The following is a 21,557-nucleotide window of genomic DNA, read 5'->3' as shown; positions in this document are numbered from 1 at the left end:
GGGGTCTTCTTATATCCCCCCCCCCCATGAGGTGAAACTCGGTAGCCGCCTACAGATAGGCATCCATGCGAAATTGACACTTTGTCAAAGCCGGTTTTATACTTAAATCGTCAATGTTGACAAAGTGTCAAAGTTCAGTTCCTGGGGCCGGCAGGCTCCGGAAGGACAGGAAGTAACCATGCAGGCATCAGCTACAGAAGACGGGTCAGCTGTCGCTCCGCAGCCCTCGCGCAAGAGGTCCAGGAAAAGCGACGAAATCGTCCAGGCTGTGATCGATATCTGCAGGAACAAGGGATTCTCTCACATCACCATCAAGGACATCGCCAAGCAGGTGGGGATGACCAGGTCCCTCTTCTACCACTACTTCCCCGACAAGGAGACGCTGGCCCAGGCCATGGTGGACAAGTCCGTCAACCAGGTCCTGGCACGGATGGAGGAATGGAACAGGAAGCGGACACCTGGCGACGTCAAAGGAGCTCTGGAGACCGTCGTACAGGTGGCCCGGTCGGTCATCGCCGACAACAGCCCACTCCGACAGCAGATGATCCACTCGGGCAACGGAGGACTCTACACACGATTCGTTGACCAAGTCTCCACGGCCATAGCCGACTACTTCTGCCGGACAGCAGTTCAGGACTTCGCCAGACACCACCAGGATCAATTGCCCATCGACCATGTGCGTGAAATGCTGATCGTTCTGATTTCCGGGTTCATCACCCTCCTTAGAGTGCAGCCGGACACCAGCGACGAAACCTTCATCCGGATGGCCGCCCAGACGCTCCATTTGGAGCCCTATTTGTAAGGCGACGGCGTCCTTCCAGACTTCCGCTGCCAAGAACCAAACCAACGAACGCCTGACACAGAACAGAAGAAAGGACATCGTCATGTTGTTCCAAGTCTACGGAGCCAACGCCCCCTACCAATGGTTGGGCTGGATTCTGGTCTTCGCATGCCTGATCGGTCTCAACGAGATCGCCAGGCGGAGCAAGACTGGAGGCATCATCTGCTTCCTGGCCATTCCTGCTGCCCTGACCGCATACTTCCTGACCATCTACGTATCGGCGGCCTTCGGGGCCGACTGGGCGCTTCATAACCCAACCTACGTCCATATGACCAGCTGGTTCCACTATGCCAAGCTCTATGCCGCCACCGCTGGCTGCATCGGCTTCATGGCCCTCAAGTACGGATGGGGCAAGATCGGCAAATCCCACTGGTTCAAGTGCTTCCCCTTCATCATCGTCGCCATCAACATCCTGATCGCCGTGGTCTCCGACTTCGAATCCGCCTTGCGCGGGTGGGGCGGAACCTGGGTGTCCACCGAGGGCATCACCCTGATGGGCGGCTGGCACAACATCTTCAATGGGGTGGCAGGCCTGATCAACATCTTCTGTATGACCGGAATCTTTGGCATCTACGCCTCCAAGGACCGTCGCGACATGCTTTGGCCCGACATGACCTGGGTCTTCATCATCTCATATGATCTGTGGAACTTCTGCTACACCTACAACTGCCTGCCCAACCACGCCTGGTACTGCGGCCTGGCCCTCCTCCTGGCGCCCACCTTCGCGAACTTCCTCTGGAACAAGGGAGGCTGGATCCAAAACCGGGCCAACACCCTGGCCATCTGGTGCATGTTCGCTCAGGTCCTGCCCATGTTCCAGGACTACTCGGTCTTCTCAACCCAGTCGGTCAACAAGGCCGGGGTCAACCTTACGGTCTCCATCCTCTCCCTGGCCGCCAATGTGCTCGCGCTGGGCTACATCCTGGTCCGTGCACGCCGTCAGCACATCAACCCCTGGACCCAGGAGGTCTTCAAGGGAACCAGGGACTTCGACCAGGCCATCGCCCGTGCCGACATGAATGTGGTCACCGCGGCCTGATTCCTTCAGCCAGGCCGCAAGGACCGATATGGATGTGACGCGGTTGCCCAAGGGCTGCGTCGCATCCATCTAGTCCTCGTCAATCAGAAATTCGATTAATACCTAACAAATCAGCCATTTAGGCTATGCAGCAATTCAGCAGCAGGAGACCAGAAGGTGCTTCTCAGGCAATCATCGGTTGCACCTCCTGGTCTCCTTGGATCTCTTTGGATCCCCGCTCCCCTCATCCGTGTGAGAGACAGCGACGAAGATCATCACAGGCTCTTTTTGTCTTGTCATATTCGCTGATTCCTTTATCTGCCTGTTGCCCTGCGTCCCTCACTTACTCGCTCTTCCACGGGCTACTTGTTTCTACTTCCTTGACTTCTGCTTTTGGTTTCTGTTTCTTTGGTTTCTGCTTTCTCTCGTTTGTGCTTTCACCTCTATCTCAACATTTTTCTTCTTTCTGCCTCTGCCGCCCCTACTAATACTTGGATGAGTGCAACTGACACAAGGTCAACATCGGAAATCCACTTGTTCATCCACTTTGTCGCTATCGCAGGCTCATTCGACCACATGTCTGGTTCGAATTGTCGCCGACTTCCTCCCAGTGGTCTTCTAGAAACATGGACACACAAGCACTGACCAGACCAACCAATCACCACACAGTCATCAATGACAGGAACGATAGAACCGGTACCGACGATATAATTGCAGATCCATCGATCGCTCAGTCCCTAAACGCTCTGCCCGATTTCAAAGGATCTGCTGATGATCCAGAAATCAATCAATCTTGGACGACCACATCAGGTACAGGCAACGATGAATCTATCGACATAGGGCTGGCAGATATCGAACGACAGATCAGAGCTAGCGGCATAAACAGCCGAGAGCTAGGACGATTGGGCGAGGACTACGCCTGCCAGTGGCTGCTGCAACGAAACTGGAAGATTCTAGCCCGGAATTGGAGAAGCCGGTTCGGCGAGCTGGACATCATCGCCCTGGATCCGGAGGCGACTCTAGTATTCGTTGAGGTCAAAACCAGACGCACCGGTCGGTTCGGATCCCCAGAACAGGCTGTCGGCCCACGCAAACAGACCCACCTTCGTCGCGCTGCAGTCCAATGGCTGATCAGCCATGACCGAGATCCCAGCGCACGGCATCGTGGCACCCGTTTCGATGTCATCAGCCTGTCAGTCAAGTCCGACCCCGGCAGAAGCATGCATTCCGAGAACCCCTATTCCCTGGTTTCCAGTCAGGCATCCACCGAGGTCGCCACAGGATCCAATTGTTCGGGCAAGGGTGGATGGAATCCGGGATCAGTCTTCCTCAAGCACACCAGGGAGGCCTTCTGATGCGTCTTGGATCCGCTGAATCCGTGGGATTGATAGGCCTCAAGGCCTTTCTGATCCACGTGCAGTCCTTCATCTCCCCAGGGCTGCCCTACTTCTCCATCATCGGTCTGCCGGATGCCTCCTTGTCTGAGTCACGCGAACGTGTTAAATCCGCCTGCTCGGCCTGTGGATTCCGGTGGCCGCAGACCAGGGTCACCGTCAACATGTCCCCAGCTTCAAGACCCAAGCATGGCTCCTCACACGACCTGGCCATTGCGACCAGTGTCCTCGAAGCCGGCGGGGCACTGCCGACGGAAGGCCTGGACCATACGGTCATCCTGGGCGAACTCAATCTGGATGGCACGGTTCTGCCCATCAACGGTCTGCTGCCCATCCTGACGCAGGCCAGAGCCCAGGGGATCACACGGGCTTTCGTCCCTGCAGACAACCTGGACGAGGCTCATCTGGTACCCGATATCGAGGTCGTGGGACTACGCCACCTGGGCCAGCTCATTCAAACCTTGGGCGGGCGAAGCAGGATCACCGCCCCTGAGCTAGACAGCCACCTAGACACCGACAAATCGACCGCCATAGCGAGTGTGCATCCCAGTAACTCAGGTCATGAAGACAGCTCCCCCGCCAATGCCGACCCATCTCCGCCCAAGCCGGACATGGCTGACGTGATTGGGCAGGAGGAGACCAAGTGGGCCATGATGGTGGCTGCAGCCGGCGGTCATCACATGCTCATGGTCGGCCCTCCAGGAGCCGGCAAAAGCATGCTGGCTGAACGGCTTCCCAGCATCATGCCCGCCTTGGACGCTGTTCAACAGCTGGAGGTGGCCTCCATTCGATCCCTGTGCGGCACGCTGAGCCAGTATGGGATCTCTGATGTACCACCCTTCGAGGCTCCTCATCATACGATCTCTATGGCTGCCATGGTCGGAGGTGGCGCCGGACTGGCCACCCCGGGAGCCATCACTCGTGCCCACCGCGGCGTCCTCTTCATGGATGAGGCTCCGGAATTCTCCCCAAGGGTGATCCAATCCCTGCGTGAGCCCCTGGAGATCGGGCGAATCTTCCTGTCCCGGGCCAAGGGCAGCACCACCTTCCCGGCTCGTTTCCAGCTGGTCATGGCTGCCAACCCCTGCCCCTGCGGATACGGATACGGCACCGGCGAGCGCTGCACCTGCACGCCCCGCGAGCGCCTCCGCTACTGGAACAGGCTGTCAGGACCAATCATGGACCGCATCGACATCCAGACCACGGTCCCCCCGGTGACCGACCCGGGATTTGACGACCACCGTCCACGCCAGCACAGCGCTCAGATCCGCCAGCGTGTGACCCGCGCCCGCCAGACGGCAAAAGAGCGTTTTCGCAAGCAAGGTTGGACCTGTAACGCCCAGATCAGCGGCGAATGGCTGCGTCAGAACACATCAGCCAAGGCACGTTCGGTCGTCGACCAGGCCCTGCGCAGGCAGCGGATCAGTCTGCGCGGGGCCGACCGGACCATGCGCCTGGCGTGGACTCTGGCAGACCTGGACGGACGGATCAGCCCCGGTGCCGACGATGTGACCACCGGCATCCTGCTCAGAACAAGGGCCGTCTGAGATGGCCCAACACATGATGAAGACTATGCCCGACGATCAGCCGCTACCGATGACCATGGTAGAAAGCGACTGGCTTGCCAGAACCGTGCTGACTCTGGCGGCAGATGGTCCCGATGCCTTTATGATTGCTTGTCTGTTGGGCTCGGACCAGGCGGCCGACCTTTGTCGAAATCTGATCGAACTAAGAGCGCCGAACCAGGCAGGGACTGACAGCCATCATGATGCTGCTCGCACGAGACTGGATGAACACTTTTTGAAAGGGACGGCTCGGTGGGGACGACAAACGAGCCCCGAGGACCTCACTCGGTTCCACAAGATCAGCAACTCCTGGCGGAGACGCCTGACACCCTTGCTTGCCATGGACACCGACCAGGTGCGGACCATGATGACTGGAGGTGGCCGATTCTGGGTGATGACCCCAAGCGATCCCTGCTGGCCAGGCCAGGTGGATGACCTGGCACGCCGCTCCGACTGGGCCCCTCCCCTCTGCCTGTGGGGGCAAGGCAATCCCGAAACATTCATCTGCTGTGACCGACCCTTGGCCGTGGTCGGGTCAAGGACATGTGACGAGTATGGCCGGTCCACTGCTCACCAGATAGCCAGGAAGGCTGCAGGCGAAGGCCACCTGGTCGTATCCGGCGGGGCCATGGGCACGGATGCCGCCGCCCACTGGGGAGCCCTGGCTGCTGGCGACGGACGTACGGTCGCCGTTTTTGCCGGAGGCTTGCTGCATATGGGTCCCAAGCGCAACAGCCGTCTGTTCGAAAACATCGAGGCAGATGGCGGCGCACTGATCAGCGAGTTGCCACCCGGAACCATCCCCGAGGCGCGTCGGTTCCTGCTGCGCAACCGGATCATCGCCGCCCTGGCCTCCAACATCGTTGTGGCACAGGCACGGCACCGATCAGGCGCGTTGAACACAGCCAACTGGGGTGTCGAGCTGGGTCGTCGCGTACTGGCCGCTCCTGGCAGAATCGATCAACCGGAAAACACCGGCTGCAACCGGCTCATCCATGAAGGCAAGGCGGAGCTACTCCTGTCGGCATCCGACATCCGAGACATTTGCCACCCTGCCCATGAACCGGTTCACCCTGGCAAGTCCGTCCGTCAAGAAGTCTCCGCTTCAGTCAATACCGCCGAATCACGCGGTAATCAAATGAACAGGCAGAACGCCCGACGCACACCGACGGTTGGTTCGGATCATCCGAACCAGACCATACACGGCGGTCAGCCGGACCCAACCGTGCTCAAACAATCCCCGACCGATAGAGACGAACCTTCAACCCAGCCATCAAATTCGGGGACTGACAGTGAATGCAAAAAAGCAGATGACGAGTGCCTAACCAAAGAAGAGGCAACCGTGCTGGCGGCTATCCGCACCTGCCAGCGTCGGAATGGTCCGCCCATGACGGGACAGCTTCGCGCCGAGCTGGCCGATCAGGGACGTGAGCTCTCCGTCAGGCATCTGATGCAACTGCTGGGATCCCTGGAGATTCGTGGTCTGATCAGCCTGAAGGACGGATGCGTCGTAGCTGAGCACCCGAAGAATCAGGCCTGCCAGCGGCAGCGGTCCAAATCCACCACCCAGCCGTCTGCACCAGCCGACTCGTCACTACGCGGAGGAACAAAATGAACGCCCTCATCCTCCAGCAGCTGACGCTGACGTTCCGGACCGCCAAAAGCGAATCCCGGCGCCAGAGAACCATCGCGGAAGACCACGCGATGACAGGGAATCACCCCGGGTTCGGGGTTGTCATGAAGCGCATAACCTACGAACCTGGCGTTGCGCGGGTGACCAGTCAGGGAGGCAACCTGACCGTAGGTGGCTACCTTGCCGCGAGGGATCCGCCTGACGACCTGATACACCTGCTGGGAGAAGGAAAGTTCGGTCATAAGACCCATTCTGCCCGCGTTAGCAGACATGGACCCGAAGGGCCACCACTATCAACGGGTTGTGACAGTATCAATGGTATGAATCCGCAGAAGGTCAGAAGCCGCTATGATGCCGTCATCGTCGGAGCCGGAGCGGCCGGGTTGTCAACCGCTCTGGGACTGTTCAGGGCTCTGGAGAGCAACAGGAGCGAAAGCAGCTTGTCGCCCAAGATCCTGGTCGTCTCCAAGTTGCAGCCCCTGCGGTCCCACACCGGCTCAGCAGAGGGTGGCATCGCGGCCAGTCTGGGCAACCAGGAGAAGGATGACTGGCATTGGCACTACTACGACACCATCAAGGGCAGCGACTGGCTGGCTGACCAGGATGCCGTGCGGATTCTGGCCGAGCAGGCCCCGGGCATCATCATCGAACTGGAGCATGACGGGGTAGCCTTCTCAAGGACTGAAGACGGGCACATCGCCCAGCGGACGTTTGGCGGCCATACCGCCGATTATGGCGGCCACCCAGTCAGGAGAGCAGCCTATGCAGCCGACCGTATCGGCCACCAGATCCTGCACGCCCTGTGGCAGCAGTGCCTGCATCTGGGAGTCGAGTTCGCCGAGGAATGGTATGTGACCGATCTGGTCGTCGACCCGCCTGCTGATGAAGAAACCGGCGGCCAGGCCCGTGGACTGATCGTCCTGGACACCCACGCCGGCAAGCTGCAAGCCATCCAAGCCGACAATATCGTCCTGTGCACGGGTGGGGCAGGCCGACTCTTCCATACGACCTCCAACTCCTGGGATTTGACCGGTGACGGCATGGCGCTCGCCCTGCAGGCCGGTCTGCAGCTGGAAGATGTAGAGTTCATCCAATTCCACCCCACCGGCCTGGGCCACACCGGTATCCTGCTGTCGGAGGCCTCCCGTGCAGAAGGCGGTGTGCTCAGGAACAGTCAGGGCCGGGCCTTCATGCAGGACTACGCGCCGGGACACGGCGACCTGGCAGCCAGGGATGTGGTCAGCCGTTCCATCATGGCCGAGATTGATGCAGGTCGTGGGGTGGCCGATCCATCGGACCCTGACGGGCCTCATGATTGCGTCTGGCTGGACATGACCGGCATTGATAGCCAGCGCATGACTGCCCTGCTCCCCCAGGTCACCGAGACCATCCATCGCTACGCCCACCTGGATCCCACCGTGGACATGGTTCCGGTCAAACCCACCGCCCACTACACCATGGGAGGCATTCCCATTACCGATCGAGGCCGCGTCTATCGCTGGCAGGACGGCCACCGTCGAATCGTCGACGGACTGTTCGCCGCCGGGGAATGCTCCTGTGTCAGCGTTCACGGGGCCAACCGGCTGGGCGGCAATTCCCTACTGGACGCCTGCCTCTTTGGCACCAGGACCGGGCAGACCATCGCCGCCGTTATATCCAAAGCCGATGAGCCAAACGACACGACCGACACATCTCCGCTCACACAAGCTCTGCAAAAGCGTCAGGCCTTTCTGGACGAGTTGCTGGCTGGCGCAAGCAACGGCGAACCCTCGGAACCAGCATTGGCTGACAACCAAGGCGAAGCCTCCGACCCCGGTGACAAGGCCAGCCTGAACAACCCCTATGCGCTAATGGGCCGACTAGGACGGCTGATGGAGGAGGCCGTTGCCGTCCGATGCGATCAGGGCAGCATTGAAAAGGGTTTGCGCGGTCTGGATCAACTGGATGCTGACGCGGAACAGCTGCATGCGCACAATGAGACAGCAATACTCAACCAGGAAGTGACCGCCATCATGGAGGTGGACAACCTGCTGACACTGGCCCGGGCTGTGTTGAATGCCAGTCTGCAACGTCAGGAGTCCCGCGGCGCTCTGTATCGCAGCGATTATCCGCAGCGCGATGACGAACACTATCTGGCTCACACCATGATCGATGCAAAGGAAGACGTCTCCTGGCAGCCTGTTCATATCGTCGACATGCCTCCTAAAGGCCGCAACTACTAATGGACTCCGATTATGGACTCTGAACCCAATCTGGTCAGACGAGCACCTACCCGAGACCTATCCTGGTCAGTCAGGGATTAGGATGGAGTCCGCGCATATCATTGGGCATCGGGCCATATCCCGAGCAAGGACAGGAGCAACCGTGACATCACAGTCCACCGGCTCAAACGGATCCAAGGCATCCGCACCTGACCGCGATCCCCGTCCTGTGACCTTCCGAATAGCCCGGTTCACTCCACGACCTCAATCAGAGCGTCCGGCACGAACCAACCCATTTGCCAAGAGCAACCCCTTTGCCACAGCGGGCAACCGACGGGCCCGAGGCCGCCGCTGGACGCAGGAGTACACGATCCGCATTGCCCCACAGCGCACTGTTCTGGATGCCCTGCTGCAGATCAAGCGGGAGGTGGATCCCACACTGAACTTCCGGTACTCCTGCGGACATGGCATGTGCGGATCGGATGCCGTGCTCATCAACGGCCGCCCGGATCTGCTCTGCACAGCCACCATAGCCGATTACCTTTCCGCATCAAAAACCATGCCAAACGCATACGCCACACCCGGTGTAGCTACTGGAAATCCGCAGGCTCAGCAGCCTCCAGCCTTCCGTCGCACCGGCACAGCGACACCCAAAACGGCCGTATCCCCGTCGTTATCGCATTCGGATTCGGTCTCAGACTCAACGGCCATAGACTTTTCGGCTACAAATCCTACGGAAACCGCAACCGTTACAGCAGCTACAAGCCATACTGACACACCACACTCTACTGAAACATCAAGCTATGCAGAATCTTCAGTAGTAGAGATCCGCCCACTTCCCGGCTTCACTCCCCTCAGAGACCTGATAGTGGACACCGATGCCATGTTTGAGCAGATTCGACGCTTCAAGCCTTATCTGCTCCATGATGATTCCTCTGTTGATAACAGCCAAGCAGCCACGGCAAAGGCAGCCAAGGCAGAACCAGCGTCGGAATACCGGCAAACCCCGGAAGAGTTGGCCCGGTATGAGCTGCTCAGCACCTGCATCGCCTGCGGACTCTGCCAGGGGGCCTGCCCCATTTATGCGGGCGGTGAGGCCTTCGCCGGCCCGGCAGCCATGATCGCAGCGGCTCGATTCATCAACGATTCCCGCGACAGCCATCGGCAGGAACGTCTTGAGGCCATTGACCAGGTGGACGGAATCCAGGCTTGCCAGTCCATACGGGCCTGCACCCGACCCTGCCCCCGAGGGATCGACGTGGGCGAAGAGATGTGGAAACTGGTCGAAGCCGTCAAGGAGTAGCCAGACTCATGCCCATGCAGAGCAACAAGAGCCGGCGACAGGCTTGTGCCCTCTAGTCGTTACCATGGTTAGCATGGACAAAACCTCGTACAACAACATCGCCAGAGGATGGGAATTCGCCGAGGCAAGCGCTCTGAACGTCGAATCCGACAAGTTGCAGACCTTGCGAGACAAGGCTTCGGAGGCCGGATTCACCCAATGTTCCCGGTCGCAAGGCGCCTTCCTGCAGTTCCTGGCCGGCCGGAACGCTCCGGCATCCATCATCCTGGTGGGCAACGGCTCCGTGGTCGAAGCCCTGCGTCTGATGACGGGCCTGCATGGTCATGGTCAGTTCACCGCCGTCGACTCCACAGCCCAAGGCACCTCGCTGGTCAAAAAAATATTCGCGGGCATGGAGAAAGTCCATCCAGGCATGAGACTGCGGGCGGTCAACGCGGCTGCCCGAACCTACTTCCCCAGGCTCAACCCCAGCGACTACGACCTTATCGTCGTCTCAGGCAATGGGGACAACTACCAGCAGGTTATGGACCAGGCCCCGCGCCTGCTCAAGGACCGGGGGCAGCTGATCTTCACGGATGCCTTTGACCTGCTGGACGATCCAGACAAGGGCGGCGTGCTCAACCCGGCCAATAGATCCGCCAAAACGACCACCTTACGCACCATCATGGAGGCCATAGGCAAAGACACTGCCTGGGAATCCTGCCTTTTGCCCATCGGCACGGGCATGATCATGGCCACCCGCGCCCACTGACTGCCGCGCACCTATTATTCAGGCACGGTGACGCAGGATGGCTTCGACAGCCTCGTCAGGGTCATCAGTGCGGATGACCAGATCGGGGTCCAGCTCAGAAATCATGCCCCGCTGCTTCACCGTGTCCGAAATCCAATCAAAGAGCCCCTGCCAGTAAGCCCGGTCGAAGAGGACGATGGGCATGCTGGGTGCCTTATGGGTTTGGACCAGGGTCAGCACCTCGAACATCTCATCCAGGGTGCCGAACCCACCAGGGCAAACGATGATGCCCGAGGAGTATTTCATGAACATCATCTTGCGTACGAAGAAGTAGCGGAAGGTGATGCCCAGATTCACCCAGCGGTTCAGTCCCTGCTCCATGGGCAATTCGATGCCCAGGCCGACGGACTTGCCACCGACCTCAGCAGCGCCCTTGTTGGCCGCCTCCATGATGCCAGGCCCTCCCCCGGTAATGACTGCCATACCAGCCTTGGCCAAGTCGCCGCCCATCTTGCGCGCAGCAGCGTAGTTGGGATCCTCTCTGCCGGTCCGAGCCGAACCAAAGATGGCGGCTGCCGGCCCCAGTTCCGCCAATGCACCGAACCCGTCGACAAACTCGGCCTGGATGCGCAGCACCCGCCAAGGATCCATATGCAGCCAGTCCGTGTCACCGCCTGACGAAAGCAAACCAGCATTGGCGTCCGCCTCGGGAATCATGGGCCCGCGCATAATGACCGGACCGCTGTGGTAGGTCCTGCCCAGGTCCGGGCCTTCGTCGTCATTGTGATTGTCAACCATATCCGCCATGTACGCATTCCTTCATCGGGCCCCGATCCGAAGGACCCGCTCGATCCTGTTCCGGCTCTCATGATAGCGGCCCCCGCCGCCCGGCTGACAGCAAGGTAGCCATCGGCACTCGACTATTCAGAATGCTGTCTGCCTAGGCAGAGCTCACCCGGAATACGAACCATTGAGCCAAGTTTCTTGCTTCCGTGCTTTACGGTTCTGTTGGATAACTATCAAGGCAGATCTGAATATTTGGCTACATCTCAAACTTCATCTGCGCCGAACCAGTCATATCAACTTCCTTCAGTGAAGCTGTTTGCGCGAATTGGCTCAATTCCATCTCAGCATGAGCATAGGGAAATGAGACCCGCAACTGGCAGGTTCCCCTTTTAGTCCTAGCGCCGAAATGTGCGTACGATACGCCGCCTTCAGGCGGAACCTGGCGGTAATGGCGTGATGTCTGCAATACGGTGAGGCATCCCGCATATTCTCCGTCAAGCCAGACTTGGATTGTCGGCCAGCCTTTGTACTTACCTGTTTTGATGAATCCATGCAGCAATCTCACCCAGACCTCGTCACTGGTGGAGAATCGGTTAAACAGATCCTGATGCTTTGCCGCACCCGACACACCAACGGTCTGCCACTTATCTATACCCTCTACGATGCACTGACCATCGGGACGCTGATTGCATGGGCGATGCACACCCCTCCCCTTGAAACGCCGGGACTGCCTAGGCTGCTTCAATGCCGTAGAAGCACTGGCTGAAGAAGTTGACGCATTGAGAACAGTTGTGAACCCACCGCCTAGCCCGCTCATATACCGGCGCATCCATTCAAAGCACTCCTTAGTCTGCGCGGCATCAGACAATGCACGATGCTCCTCGTTCTCTGCGATGCCGAATCTGCGAATAAGATCCTGCAGCCTGTGGTGCTTCTCCTGGGGAAACAAAGCTCGGCTCATTTGCAAGGTATCCATGCACACTGGGCCGGGCATGGTGTACCCGACTCGTGCACTCTCAGCTTCGAAAAACCTCATATCGAAACGCAAATTATGACCTACAACAGGGTCGTCTCCTACCCAGGACCAGAACAAAGGCAACACATCGCCGATTTTCGGTTGACCCTCCAGCATGGCATCAGTAATGCCGGTCAATTCGACAATCCTGCTGTCCAAACTCCTGCCAGGATCGACCAGGGTATCGAAACTGTCGACAATGCTCCGGCCGCGAACCTTCACTGCCCCGATCTCGATGATCTGATCCATCTGTGCACGCAGACCCGTCGTCTCGGTATCAAGCACCACATAATCCGCAGGCAAGCCGTCATCGTTGTCGGCAGGTTTCGTATTATCGTTCAAATGAACCAGCTCGTCAGCAGGCCGTTTTGCGTGTTTTCCTCTCGGACCATGCCTTTTCTTAGCGGTTGGGCTTATATGCTCATTTCCGAGGTCTTGAGTCTGCTGTTTATGCGCCATCGCATACAGCACTGCCAACAGAACGATAACCGCAATAATGATTCCTGAGATCACCGGATGCATGATGATCACACCAAGCAACGCAAGAATGACAATACCCAGCAACGTGCCCTTGTCATTCTTCCTCTTCCTCACGCTTGATAAGCTACACCGCAGCCTGGAAACCCATCAACATTATTCGGATTCCCTCTATCAGTGCGTGTAAACATCAGCGGACACCATTACAGGGAACGAAGAGCATGACTCATGCAAGGTCCAGTGTGGATATATCGCTTTCTGCATAAGTTCGCTTACACACGACATGCCATAATCAAGTAACTCGGCAAGACGATACTGAACATCGACCGGCAGTAACTGATACGTCGCTTATATGTCTTTGCTATGACCGCTGAAAACAAACTTACCTTTGAAACAAATTCTTGAACATTCCCGTTGCTTCCCTGTCCGCTATAACTTCTGCAGCAGAAGATGTGGAGGGAAATATATAATGCGGCGTGACTCTGTATCAAACCTTAAACATACTGAATACAGTACTTTTCGTATATTCTGACCCAGTAAGCAGCAAGCGCCCTGAAACGCTAGGGCTTTAAGGTAAATAGGCTTAACCTTAATGTCACAGCAGACATATCAATCCTGCCACGCAAACACCTCTTTGATAAAAAAGACTCAATCTATCGTCTGATGACTTTCCCATTCAAGCATCTGATCAACAATATCGTCTGCTCTTCAAATAATTGACAGATTGACAGCACATTGGCTCTGCAAAAGTATTAGCACGAATCACGCTTAAACTTTCGAGCAAGGGGACCCTATTATGCAACTTATCAATCCAATCAAATACCTGTCCACAGGAGCTATCTACAAAAGCAACGCTAGCGAATTTTTCCAAACTTGGAGCCGTTTTCCACAGCATTCGATTAACATCGCGAACCCGTCATCTCTGTGACCAACAGGGGGCTGATATGAATGCCAACTTCAATCTCGCTTAAGCCTGCATGATATTCTATTGCCGTTCACTGAAGACGAGAGGAAGCGCAAATGCGTAAGGGCATCGCGACTACAGTTGCCGCAATAGTTATGTTGATGGGCTTGTCATCCTGCGGAGGAAATTCTTCAACAAGCTCGGATGCAGGAAAGCAAACGACCAGTTCACAAGAGAAACCCAGGAAAACGAACAAAGCCCCACAACCGGCCGATCTAACAGGGACATGGAAGCAGACAAACGGTTCCGATAAAGACCACTACCAGCAGGCAACGGTGACCGCTGATAGCATAGAAATCAATTGGGTGAGCCCCGACACCACTAGCCTATATTGGTCCGGCAGCTTCACCCCGCCGACCACCGCTGGCGGCTACTCTTGGACCAGCCAGGGAAACAAGGACAAAATGCCGCAGAGCTTGCTCGCCTCACAGGACGATACCAAAGATTTCAAGTATGAAAACGGTGAAATCATCTACAAGGCCAGCGCGATGGGCACCACAACCACAGTTCACCTCAAGAAGCAGTAAAAAATATCTGTATAGCCCCCCCCTCAACTTCTACCCAAGAAATGTCATACAAAAGCGTATTTCTGCGGTGCGATCTGCTTTTCCTATACAAGTCAGGTCATGCCAAAGATGTGAATCAGAATCCAGACGATACCTGCACCCAGAGAGAATCCAACGGCTGAAGTCACACAGAAATTGATGACCGGCCCCGCAATCGGATGGGACTTGAACGCCTGGCTGTAGTATTGATTTCCGGGCATGAGCCACTTTCGTTCAAAGCGGGTTCGTTTACTACGGTCCACTTCCTCGCCCGACAGAAAGGCCTTGATCTCCCGAAAGGTCTGCACATCATTGCGGGCTTTAATCTGCTCGATGTACGCGGCAGCTATGATACCCAAAATGCCCGTTATCAGAGCCAAGGCAAGCGTGGCATACAGAATCACATCTGACTTATTCAACTTCAAATAGAAAGTAAATCCGACGATAAGGGTCAAAAGCATGAAGACCGTGAGGATTCCACAGACCAAGCCGAGTCGGCGAAGGTTTTTGGTTTCCGAATCAATGCTCTTATCCATGATGTCGAGGTCTCCTTTGATCAGCTGGTCAATGGTCACATCGAAGAGGTTGGACAGGAGGAGCAGGTTCTGCACGTCCGGGTAGGTACGGTCGTTCTCCCAGTTGGATATGGTCTGGCGGGACACAAATATCTTCCCCGCAAGATCATCCTGGGACATTCCCCGCTCCGAGCGATACCGGCGAATCTGATTACCGAGTTCCATACCCTTGCCACTCTCTTCCCCTGACCATCGTCCGCTGACCGATGTTGGTTGATGGCTATGTGGTTGCATCATCGTGATCTGCGCTAGTCCGACCCCCTCACGCTATCAACCCAAACCCTCACCCAGCAAAAATTTCCTCGCCAAAAGTCTTTGACATCCTCATTTTTCAAGGACTATCAGCATGGCTCAACCATAATTCAAGTTGGACAAACGCCCCAGACGGGTTATCAGCGCAGCACCAATCACACTCGCCTCACGTTGCCGATTGCCAAGCCCTATGTATTGTCAAGCAATTAAGCCATCCAAAGATAAGAAGGTGTAGCCAGTGGGACAAGACCCGGTCATACTCCCCATGATCCACGAGCGGCATCAAAGGATTAAGTCAACTGATATGCTTCACGCTTGGAAGTCGGCCATCGCTTCCGCGGCAAGACTTGACGGATCCAGTCCGTAGATACTCATCGGCATGGATTCCAAGGGCCCTATCCTGAAATAAGAAGGCAGCTCGGGTAGGTAGCTTACATACCACGCCATGATACCGGCATCAGACAATACAATACATGAGTTCAGAACGGCCAGGAGCTGACCATGAGCAGACGGGGAATCAACAGCTTCTTCGTAATTAGTGGACAACCAGATGCTCAACACCATGGCGTCCGAATACAAGACCGAGATGCGGGAAGCGATGTCAGACCAATCAGAGTTGCCCCCCACATATCGAACGATGACTTGAAGACCACCTCAGTGCCCCTCCCACAAGCACTCCTGCAGACTATAGACATCGAAGCCAAGTCGATGCAAAAAACATAGTGACACGCCGACCAAGCCGCTAACACCCACGAGACTGCCGAGATGCTGGTGATACTGGTGAGCTCCCTGAACACTTGGAGAGCGCGGAAAATCGAACTGCCATACTTGCATATAGGACGACCGGCGGATACTGGCTCGAAAATGCGACGGTCAAATCAGCCGCAACACTATGCGGACAGGATGAGTCCGGAGATGAAACCTGCAGCAGCAGTGTGCGCGAATCCGAAAACAAGAATGATCTCAAAGCCATAAGGCATTGGAACCATTATCTTCTCGTGCGCCAGACAGGATTCGAACCTGCAACCTGCTGATCCGTAAATAGCAGTATTTTAAGAGCTGGCAAGGAAGCCGTTTTTAAGATTGACGAAATATCAACGGTTTTAGCACAACTCACAGTCGACTGATCCCCTACTAAGGGTCAGTTGTTTGTCACACAAATGTCACACAAAATTCGTAGTACAGACGCCGAAGCGCAAAAGAGCCGCTGGAGCCAGAGTGCCTTTCGAGTATACGGCCAGCTTGAAAAGCAAGGACAAAGACGGCAACACCGTCATCAAAAGCAAGGCGAGGTGGAAACAGCAGATCTGCGTCGGATACTATCCGGATGGGCGGAGACGTAAAAGGACTTTTACGGCGGACACCTCGGGAGCCGTCACCAAGAAGGCACAGGCCTGGCGGAAAGATATGAGGGGGAACGACGGGATTGAAGTGGACAAGAAAGCCACGCTGGGCGCCTACTCCCCCGTCTTCCTGGCGAGATGGTGGATCCCAGGTCTTACAGGATGTATACCGACATCCTGCAGAATCATCTCGCAGATTACCAGGACAAGCCTCTGGCGCAGTTCACGCCGTCCCCTATCACCTACATACTGGCCACGGCTAAGGCCCATGACCGAAAGGGACGCGTATTGGGCAATGCCGAGATCAGACTGAAAAAGCAGCTAAGATCAACTCTTGATTCCCTCTTTGAAGACACGAAAAAGATCGGATTATCTCGTCCAACCCCGCCGAGAAGCTGCCCATCCCTCAAAGCAAGGATGCCCAATATAAGGAGGTTGGTCGGGAGAGAACCGCCTTCAGCATGCCCGAGATGGAGTCGATGCTGCGAGCTGCTACCGCGATGCCCGACAAGGCAGAGGGAGCGCGCATGCGGTTCCGACTGCTGACCGGAATGCGCTAAGGGGAGATACTGGGTGCCCGCGAGCCGGATCTCCGCCTCTACATGGCCGAAACCGTATCATACGAGGACCATGAGGTGGAGAAGGATGCGAATACCTCGATGCTGACGGCAAACCACAGAAAAGCAACATCAAAGTCACAGAGCAAGTCCCCGTGGGAACAATGGCATTGGTCGGCAGCTATGAGGTCAACTGGAAGCTCGAGGAACTCCAAAAAGACCACGGATGCGGCAACACGTGCCCAAATGGCTGGCCGTGCCGAAAGAAACGAGGTGCCAACGATCCGGACAGCAAATGGCGGATCGGACGGGTTTGACATGCTCCACCTTTCGGGCCGTTGATACCTTACTCACCCCGAGAGCATGACAGGCCATAAAGTTCTCATTGTGCCAGTGCTTGCACAGGTGATGCAGCAGCATATAAAAGCCACGAGCAAGCAGCCGAATCCATATAATCTGTTATTCCATAAAGTTGATGTTTCCGTCATCGACCCCAAACAGAACGTGGCGAATTTTCGCACTCTAATCAAACTCGCGCACATCCCCAACTCGGAGTCTCACTCAAGCCATGAGACTAGGTACAGCGTGGTCCCCCTCCTAGCGTCCATGGGCGTTGACGCGCAGCTCATCAAAGAGATCGTCGGACACTCCTCTGATGCCCTGGTGGAGCACTATAATCACACCTATGACAGCGAGAGCTTCAAGGCCAGACCATGGATGAGAGCCTGGGTCTGAAGCAGATCGAGTTCGACTAAGCCTTGTTCTTACTGCACAGCCGTTTACGCACGGGGATTAATTGACATTCGAGATCCATGCAATCAGCGATAAACTGCTGCATTTCTTTCCGAGTGACAATGTGTTGCTTATCACTGTTGACAAGGTTCTTGTCATTGTGTTTTGTTTTCGTGTCCAGGACTTGCTCTTGGCTATCATCTTCTTTCTTGCCTATAGTGACCGGGAACCCGTGGACTATACGGTTTCTCTCATCGAGCAAGTGACCAAATTGGTCGGCTATGTTCGTGTTAAGTTCATGGTCAATATAATCTCTAATGTGCTTGACGTAACTGCGTTGCCCGGCGTCGATCAAGTGGTACCAGTCGAGTTCCTCCGTCAAACCCGTATAGCCAAGATTCTCGACGACAAAAGCGTTGATTCGGTCGAAAACAAATAGGCTTGCTCCCAACAGATATGTATAGTCGTCTTTGGGGAGTATATCTTTCGTATCGTCCGCTATCACTAAGTCAAAATTTACCTGTCTGTCCATAATTATAAGAGTAGTCGGCCTACCTGCTCTGGTATCTGTGCTCGATCTCTCTGACGGTCCGCTCTGTGACCCCTATTGGATGGCGGCGAGGCGCTCGCGGTCCTGCCGGCTGGCTTTGGCTTGGACTGCTGCTCTTGGTCGATGTTCTGGTCGAGCCGTTTGTGCAGGAGAATGGTCAACAGCTTCCGTTGGTTATCTGAGATGGGATCGCGAGGGGACTGCCGGGAATCCGCGAGACATCGTCAGGAATAGGGAAGGGTGCATTTCTGAGTGGCGCAAACAGATCGTTCTCCCGGCAAATGTCCGCAACCCTTGCCTCCCATGTTCATTCTGTAAACAGGATCTGCCTAAATCAAAAGCGATAGGATAGTTAATGTAAGGATATTGTACAAATATCGAAGAAAACGGAAAAAGAAAGGTAAGAAATACTATGTACATACAGATCGACATGAGGCAAACAAACGAAATCGAAGCCCTGCAGCATAGATACCATACGGCTGAAAACGCAGTTCTTGGCAAGCTCATGCCGTTGTGGTGGGGCGTTTCGGAAGATGATTTCTTTCTGGAGCCCTCATTAGCAGCGGCCAAGGGGGAGAATGAGATCTTTGCCATATACAAGAACGAACGAAGGGAGCTCTCCGTGCAGAGGAGATTGCTTTCAGCCCTTCGCATCTCATGGAAAGAATATGCTGCAGTTGCAAATGGCCTGGACTGCGACATTGCCAGCGAGACTGATGGTACATGGGACGCGTCGGCCTGCGGGTCGTTGAAAGATCGAGGACTTGGTCTGCGCTTCCTGCTGCAATACGCAGCATTGAACATCTGCTGGCAATGCGCAACCAACGATCGCGGCCCGCTGATCGTCCCCACTGAGCAAAGCCAGTGTCCTGATCCACTACCTGTATCCACGAATCGAATGATCGCTGAAAAAGTCAGCATCCTTACCGGCAGGAAGATTATAGAGTACAAGCCAGTTGAGGGCGTCCGTAAGGTCAGAACATTCCGAGGAGCTGTCATGGCTCCGCAACAGCCGCGCAAAGCCTGCAACGCTTGCATGAGCCCGTTAAGACAGCCCGGTTCGCTTTGCTGAGAACTTTTATCGTGAGCTCACCAGCATAGAGGGCTCGAAATGCTAGCCTGTGAACGATAAGGTCATGCCGCCCGCATACTTCAGGGGGAACCGGACGACATGACAGTTTCAGGCTACAGGAAACAGGATGGTTCTTATTGCCTGATTACCGAGATTGTGGATAAGTAGCGTAGTGGATAGCGCGGAATTTAGTCTAATCGCCTATGCTTCATAAACTCGGATTATATAATAACTCTGCCAAAAGGCGTTGAGGCCAAAATTAAGGAGATTACATTGTCGTCCGACAATCAATTGCTGATCCTTGGTAATGGGTTTGATCTTCAGTGTGGGCTGAAGTCTAGTTTTGATGATTTCATGAAAATCAGGAATACTATTTATAAAAAAATAAACCAATCAATAAACTATAGGTTACGAAACTCAAAGAGCTTCCCAGTTATTACAATCACTAACCCGTTTGGGAAAAAACAGTGCGGGAAGACATTACCCTATATGCTGTGGGATCAAGGTCTTACGGTTTGGGATTTCATACTTGATGAAGACAAGAAGCGAAGAAAATGGTTCAATATTGAGTCTTGCATAAAACGATGGGTGAATTACCGCCCAACGAAATATAAAGGTCGAGAAAACTGCTATAAGTCTAATGTAGATTGGATATGCGAACGCTATTCTAGAATCAATTGGAATAGCGAAACGTACTCTCATCTGCCTGTGGACGCAGAATCATGCATAATATCTTATGCGCATTTTTTCTACAAGTGGAACGGTAAGCCTCAAACACTTCTAAATCTTCTCTTAGATCAGCTGCATCGTTTCGAGCATGTATTTGCGGTATATTTGAAGGAGCAACTTAAAAAATCTCACACATACAAGCACGATTCTACGAATTTGATTCTGAACATAGCCAACGACGAAATCCCACATCGAATACCTGTCCTTAAAGCAGATACTGCCAAAAGTGAGTTTTTAGGGAAACCAAACACTATTAATATACTGGACTTCAACTTCACATATCCCATGATAGAATCATGGAAAAAACGGCCCTATTGTATCAATATTCATGGCCAAGCCGACGAAAATAATATTATTTTTGGCGTTGATGGCTTGAAATTAACCCGAGATCATGAAGACTATAAAAGCATGGTGCAGTTTACTAAAACCTATCGTCTCATGGCCCTAAGTGGCAAGCATCATCGTTCCTTAGTGTACCCGCATAGGGCCGGATCTCCGAACAAGGCAACAAGTATGATCAAATTTTTTGGCCACTCTTTGGACTTTGCAGACTACTCATACTTCCAAGCAATCTTTGATGAGGTAGATCTTTATGAAAGCGATACTCGTCTAATCTTCTACTACAACGGAAAACGCCGAAATGGTGAAAAGGGAAATAAAGGAGAAAAGAGGGGTGTCAAGGAAGAGATGTTCCGGGAGGTTAACCATCTCATCGCTGGGTACGGGGAGTCTTTGGATAACAAGGATCATGGCAGGAACCTACTTCACAAGCTGCTCTTGGAGGGCAGACTGACCATCAAACAGGCTCCCTTAGCCTATAACCCAGCTTATTATCAATAAGATTTAAAAAAATCATTATGCCCTCGCCCCGGTCTTCCGAAGCGAGGGCAATGCAACTAAGGAACTATTGAATGCAAGATCGGGTAACCTCTGGGATCAAAATTGGTCAATTGACAATTCCTGTAGGACTTTCGATATGTGAAACTCTTTTGCCCTCGTATACTGTCGTATTGTCGGCTGAGAAACTGCCGATCGCATAATAGTGCGTCCAAAGGGACCACAGCACTTTCCATTCTCTGCTGTCTAGATCCGGTCTCGTGACGGGGAGACCGCAACGCTTTGCGTTCTCATAAGAGAATACAGCTGAATGGTTCGTCGGCACATCAATCAGAGGCCCCTTTAATTGGCCGCTTAGGCGATTCACCCTATCTTTGCCTCATGTTGTAACTGCCTCTAGAGCCTCTTTCATCAATGTCCCAGAACGATCAATAGCTG

The 21,557-nt window shown here is 54.8% G+C and carries 17 protein-coding genes; 13 read left to right on the top strand and 4 right to left on the bottom strand.

All coding sequences use genetic code 11. The features are described from left to right. The first annotated feature begins 178 nt into the window (after positions 1–178). From CI601_RS03370 to CI601_RS03350, 5 genes are all read left to right on the top strand, one after another. Positions 179–802 carry a TetR/AcrR family transcriptional regulator gene (locus CI601_RS03370; RefSeq protein ID WP_121914276.1) on the top strand — a complete coding sequence of 208 codons (624 nt, stop codon included), beginning with the start codon at positions 179–181 and terminating at the stop codon, positions 800–802. An 82-nt stretch (positions 803–884) separates the two neighbouring features. Continuing rightward, on the top strand, positions 885–1,880 hold the full coding sequence (locus CI601_RS03365; RefSeq protein WP_024626496.1) for a DUF5692 family protein: 996 nt from the start codon (positions 885–887) through the stop codon (positions 1,878–1,880). 605 nt (positions 1,881–2,485) lie between these two features. Next, positions 2,486–3,214, top strand: a complete 729-nt coding sequence (locus CI601_RS03360; protein ID WP_121914275.1) for a YraN family protein — start codon at positions 2,486–2,488, stop codon at positions 3,212–3,214. Then, the gene (locus CI601_RS03355; protein WP_121914274.1) at positions 3,214–4,800 is read left to right on the top strand and encodes a YifB family Mg chelatase-like AAA ATPase; all 1,587 of its coding nucleotides are present in this window, start codon (positions 3,214–3,216) and stop codon (positions 4,798–4,800) included. The genes CI601_RS03360 and CI601_RS03355 overlap by 1 nt, the downstream gene beginning before the upstream one ends. Positions 4,801–4,813: 13 nt before the next feature. Further along, entirely contained in the window at positions 4,814–6,433 is a 1,620-nt protein-coding gene (locus CI601_RS03350) for a DNA-processing protein DprA (protein ID WP_183129723.1), read from the top strand. Here the strand turns inward: CI601_RS03350 and CI601_RS03345 are convergent. Further along, positions 6,349–6,693, bottom strand: a complete 345-nt coding sequence (locus CI601_RS03345) for an MGMT family protein (RefSeq protein ID WP_024626499.1) — start codon at positions 6,691–6,693, stop codon at positions 6,349–6,351. The genes CI601_RS03350 and CI601_RS03345 overlap by 85 nt on opposite strands. 78 nt (positions 6,694–6,771) lie before the next feature. Here CI601_RS03345 and CI601_RS03340 point away from each other — a divergent pair, with 78 nt between their 5' ends. The 3 genes from CI601_RS03340 (at position 6,772) to CI601_RS03330 (ending at position 10,706) form a co-directional block, all read left to right on the top strand. Next, complete coding sequence (locus tag CI601_RS03340) at positions 6,772–8,673, top strand: FAD-dependent oxidoreductase (protein WP_121914272.1); 1,902 nt, start codon at positions 6,772–6,774, stop codon at positions 8,671–8,673. 349 nt (positions 8,674–9,022) lie between these two features. Beyond that, complete coding sequence (locus CI601_RS03335) at positions 9,023–9,955, top strand: succinate dehydrogenase/fumarate reductase iron-sulfur subunit (protein ID WP_395947998.1); 933 nt, start codon at positions 9,023–9,025, stop codon at positions 9,953–9,955. Positions 9,956–10,028: 73 nt separating this feature from the next. Beyond that, positions 10,029–10,706, top strand: coding sequence for an O-methyltransferase (locus CI601_RS03330; RefSeq protein ID WP_183129722.1), 678 nt, complete (start codon positions 10,029–10,031; stop codon positions 10,704–10,706). Between the two features lie 18 nt (positions 10,707–10,724). Here CI601_RS03330 and CI601_RS03325 read toward each other — a convergent pair whose 3' ends face one another. Both CI601_RS03325 and CI601_RS03320 read right to left on the bottom strand, forming a co-directional pair. Beyond that, positions 10,725–11,492: a TIGR00730 family Rossman fold protein gene (locus tag CI601_RS03325; RefSeq protein WP_110452252.1), complete on the bottom strand. Its 768-nt coding sequence runs from the start codon at positions 11,490–11,492 to the stop codon at positions 10,725–10,727. Positions 11,493–11,727: 235 nt separating this feature from the next. Continuing rightward, entirely contained in the window at positions 11,728–13,080 is a 1,353-nt protein-coding gene (locus CI601_RS03320; RefSeq protein WP_259465294.1) for a PolC-type DNA polymerase III, read from the bottom strand. A gap of 903 nt (positions 13,081–13,983) precedes the next feature. On the opposite strand from CI601_RS03320, the gene CI601_RS03315 reads away from it, so the two are divergent. After that, positions 13,984–14,454, top strand: a complete 471-nt coding sequence (locus CI601_RS03315) for a hypothetical protein (RefSeq protein ID WP_121914269.1) — start codon at positions 13,984–13,986, stop codon at positions 14,452–14,454. 92 nt (positions 14,455–14,546) lie between these two features. Here CI601_RS03315 and CI601_RS03310 read toward each other — a convergent pair whose 3' ends face one another. After that, entirely contained in the window at positions 14,547–15,212 is a 666-nt protein-coding gene (locus CI601_RS03310; RefSeq protein ID WP_183129721.1) for a helix-turn-helix transcriptional regulator, read from the bottom strand. 2,350 nt (positions 15,213–17,562) lie between these two features. Between CI601_RS03310 and CI601_RS03295 the strand changes: the two genes are divergently transcribed. From CI601_RS03295 to CI601_RS03280, 4 genes are all read left to right on the top strand, one after another. After that, positions 17,563–17,934 (top strand): tyrosine-type recombinase/integrase, encoded by a 372-nt coding sequence (locus CI601_RS03295; protein WP_121914265.1) that lies wholly within the window; start codon positions 17,563–17,565, stop codon positions 17,932–17,934. A gap of 61 nt (positions 17,935–17,995) precedes the next feature. Continuing rightward, positions 17,996–18,370: a hypothetical protein gene (locus tag CI601_RS08385; protein WP_147437931.1), complete on the top strand. Its 375-nt coding sequence runs from the start codon at positions 17,996–17,998 to the stop codon at positions 18,368–18,370. 523 nt (positions 18,371–18,893) lie between these two features. Then, positions 18,894–19,553 carry a hypothetical protein gene (locus CI601_RS03285; RefSeq protein WP_121914263.1) on the top strand — a complete coding sequence of 220 codons (660 nt, stop codon included), beginning with the start codon at positions 18,894–18,896 and terminating at the stop codon, positions 19,551–19,553. 273 nt (positions 19,554–19,826) lie between these two features. Beyond that, positions 19,827–21,122: an AbiH family protein gene (locus CI601_RS03280; RefSeq protein ID WP_183129719.1), complete on the top strand. Its 1,296-nt coding sequence runs from the start codon at positions 19,827–19,829 to the stop codon at positions 21,120–21,122. Positions 21,123–21,557 lie beyond the last annotated feature (435 nt).

The organism is Bifidobacterium sp. wkB344, from assembly GCF_003688305.1.
In the GTDB taxonomy this organism is placed as follows: domain Bacteria; phylum Actinomycetota; class Actinomycetes; order Actinomycetales; family Bifidobacteriaceae; genus Bombiscardovia; species Bombiscardovia mizhiensis.
Note: the sequence above shows the minus strand (reverse complement) of the source record. Positions and strands in the feature narration are given on the sequence as shown.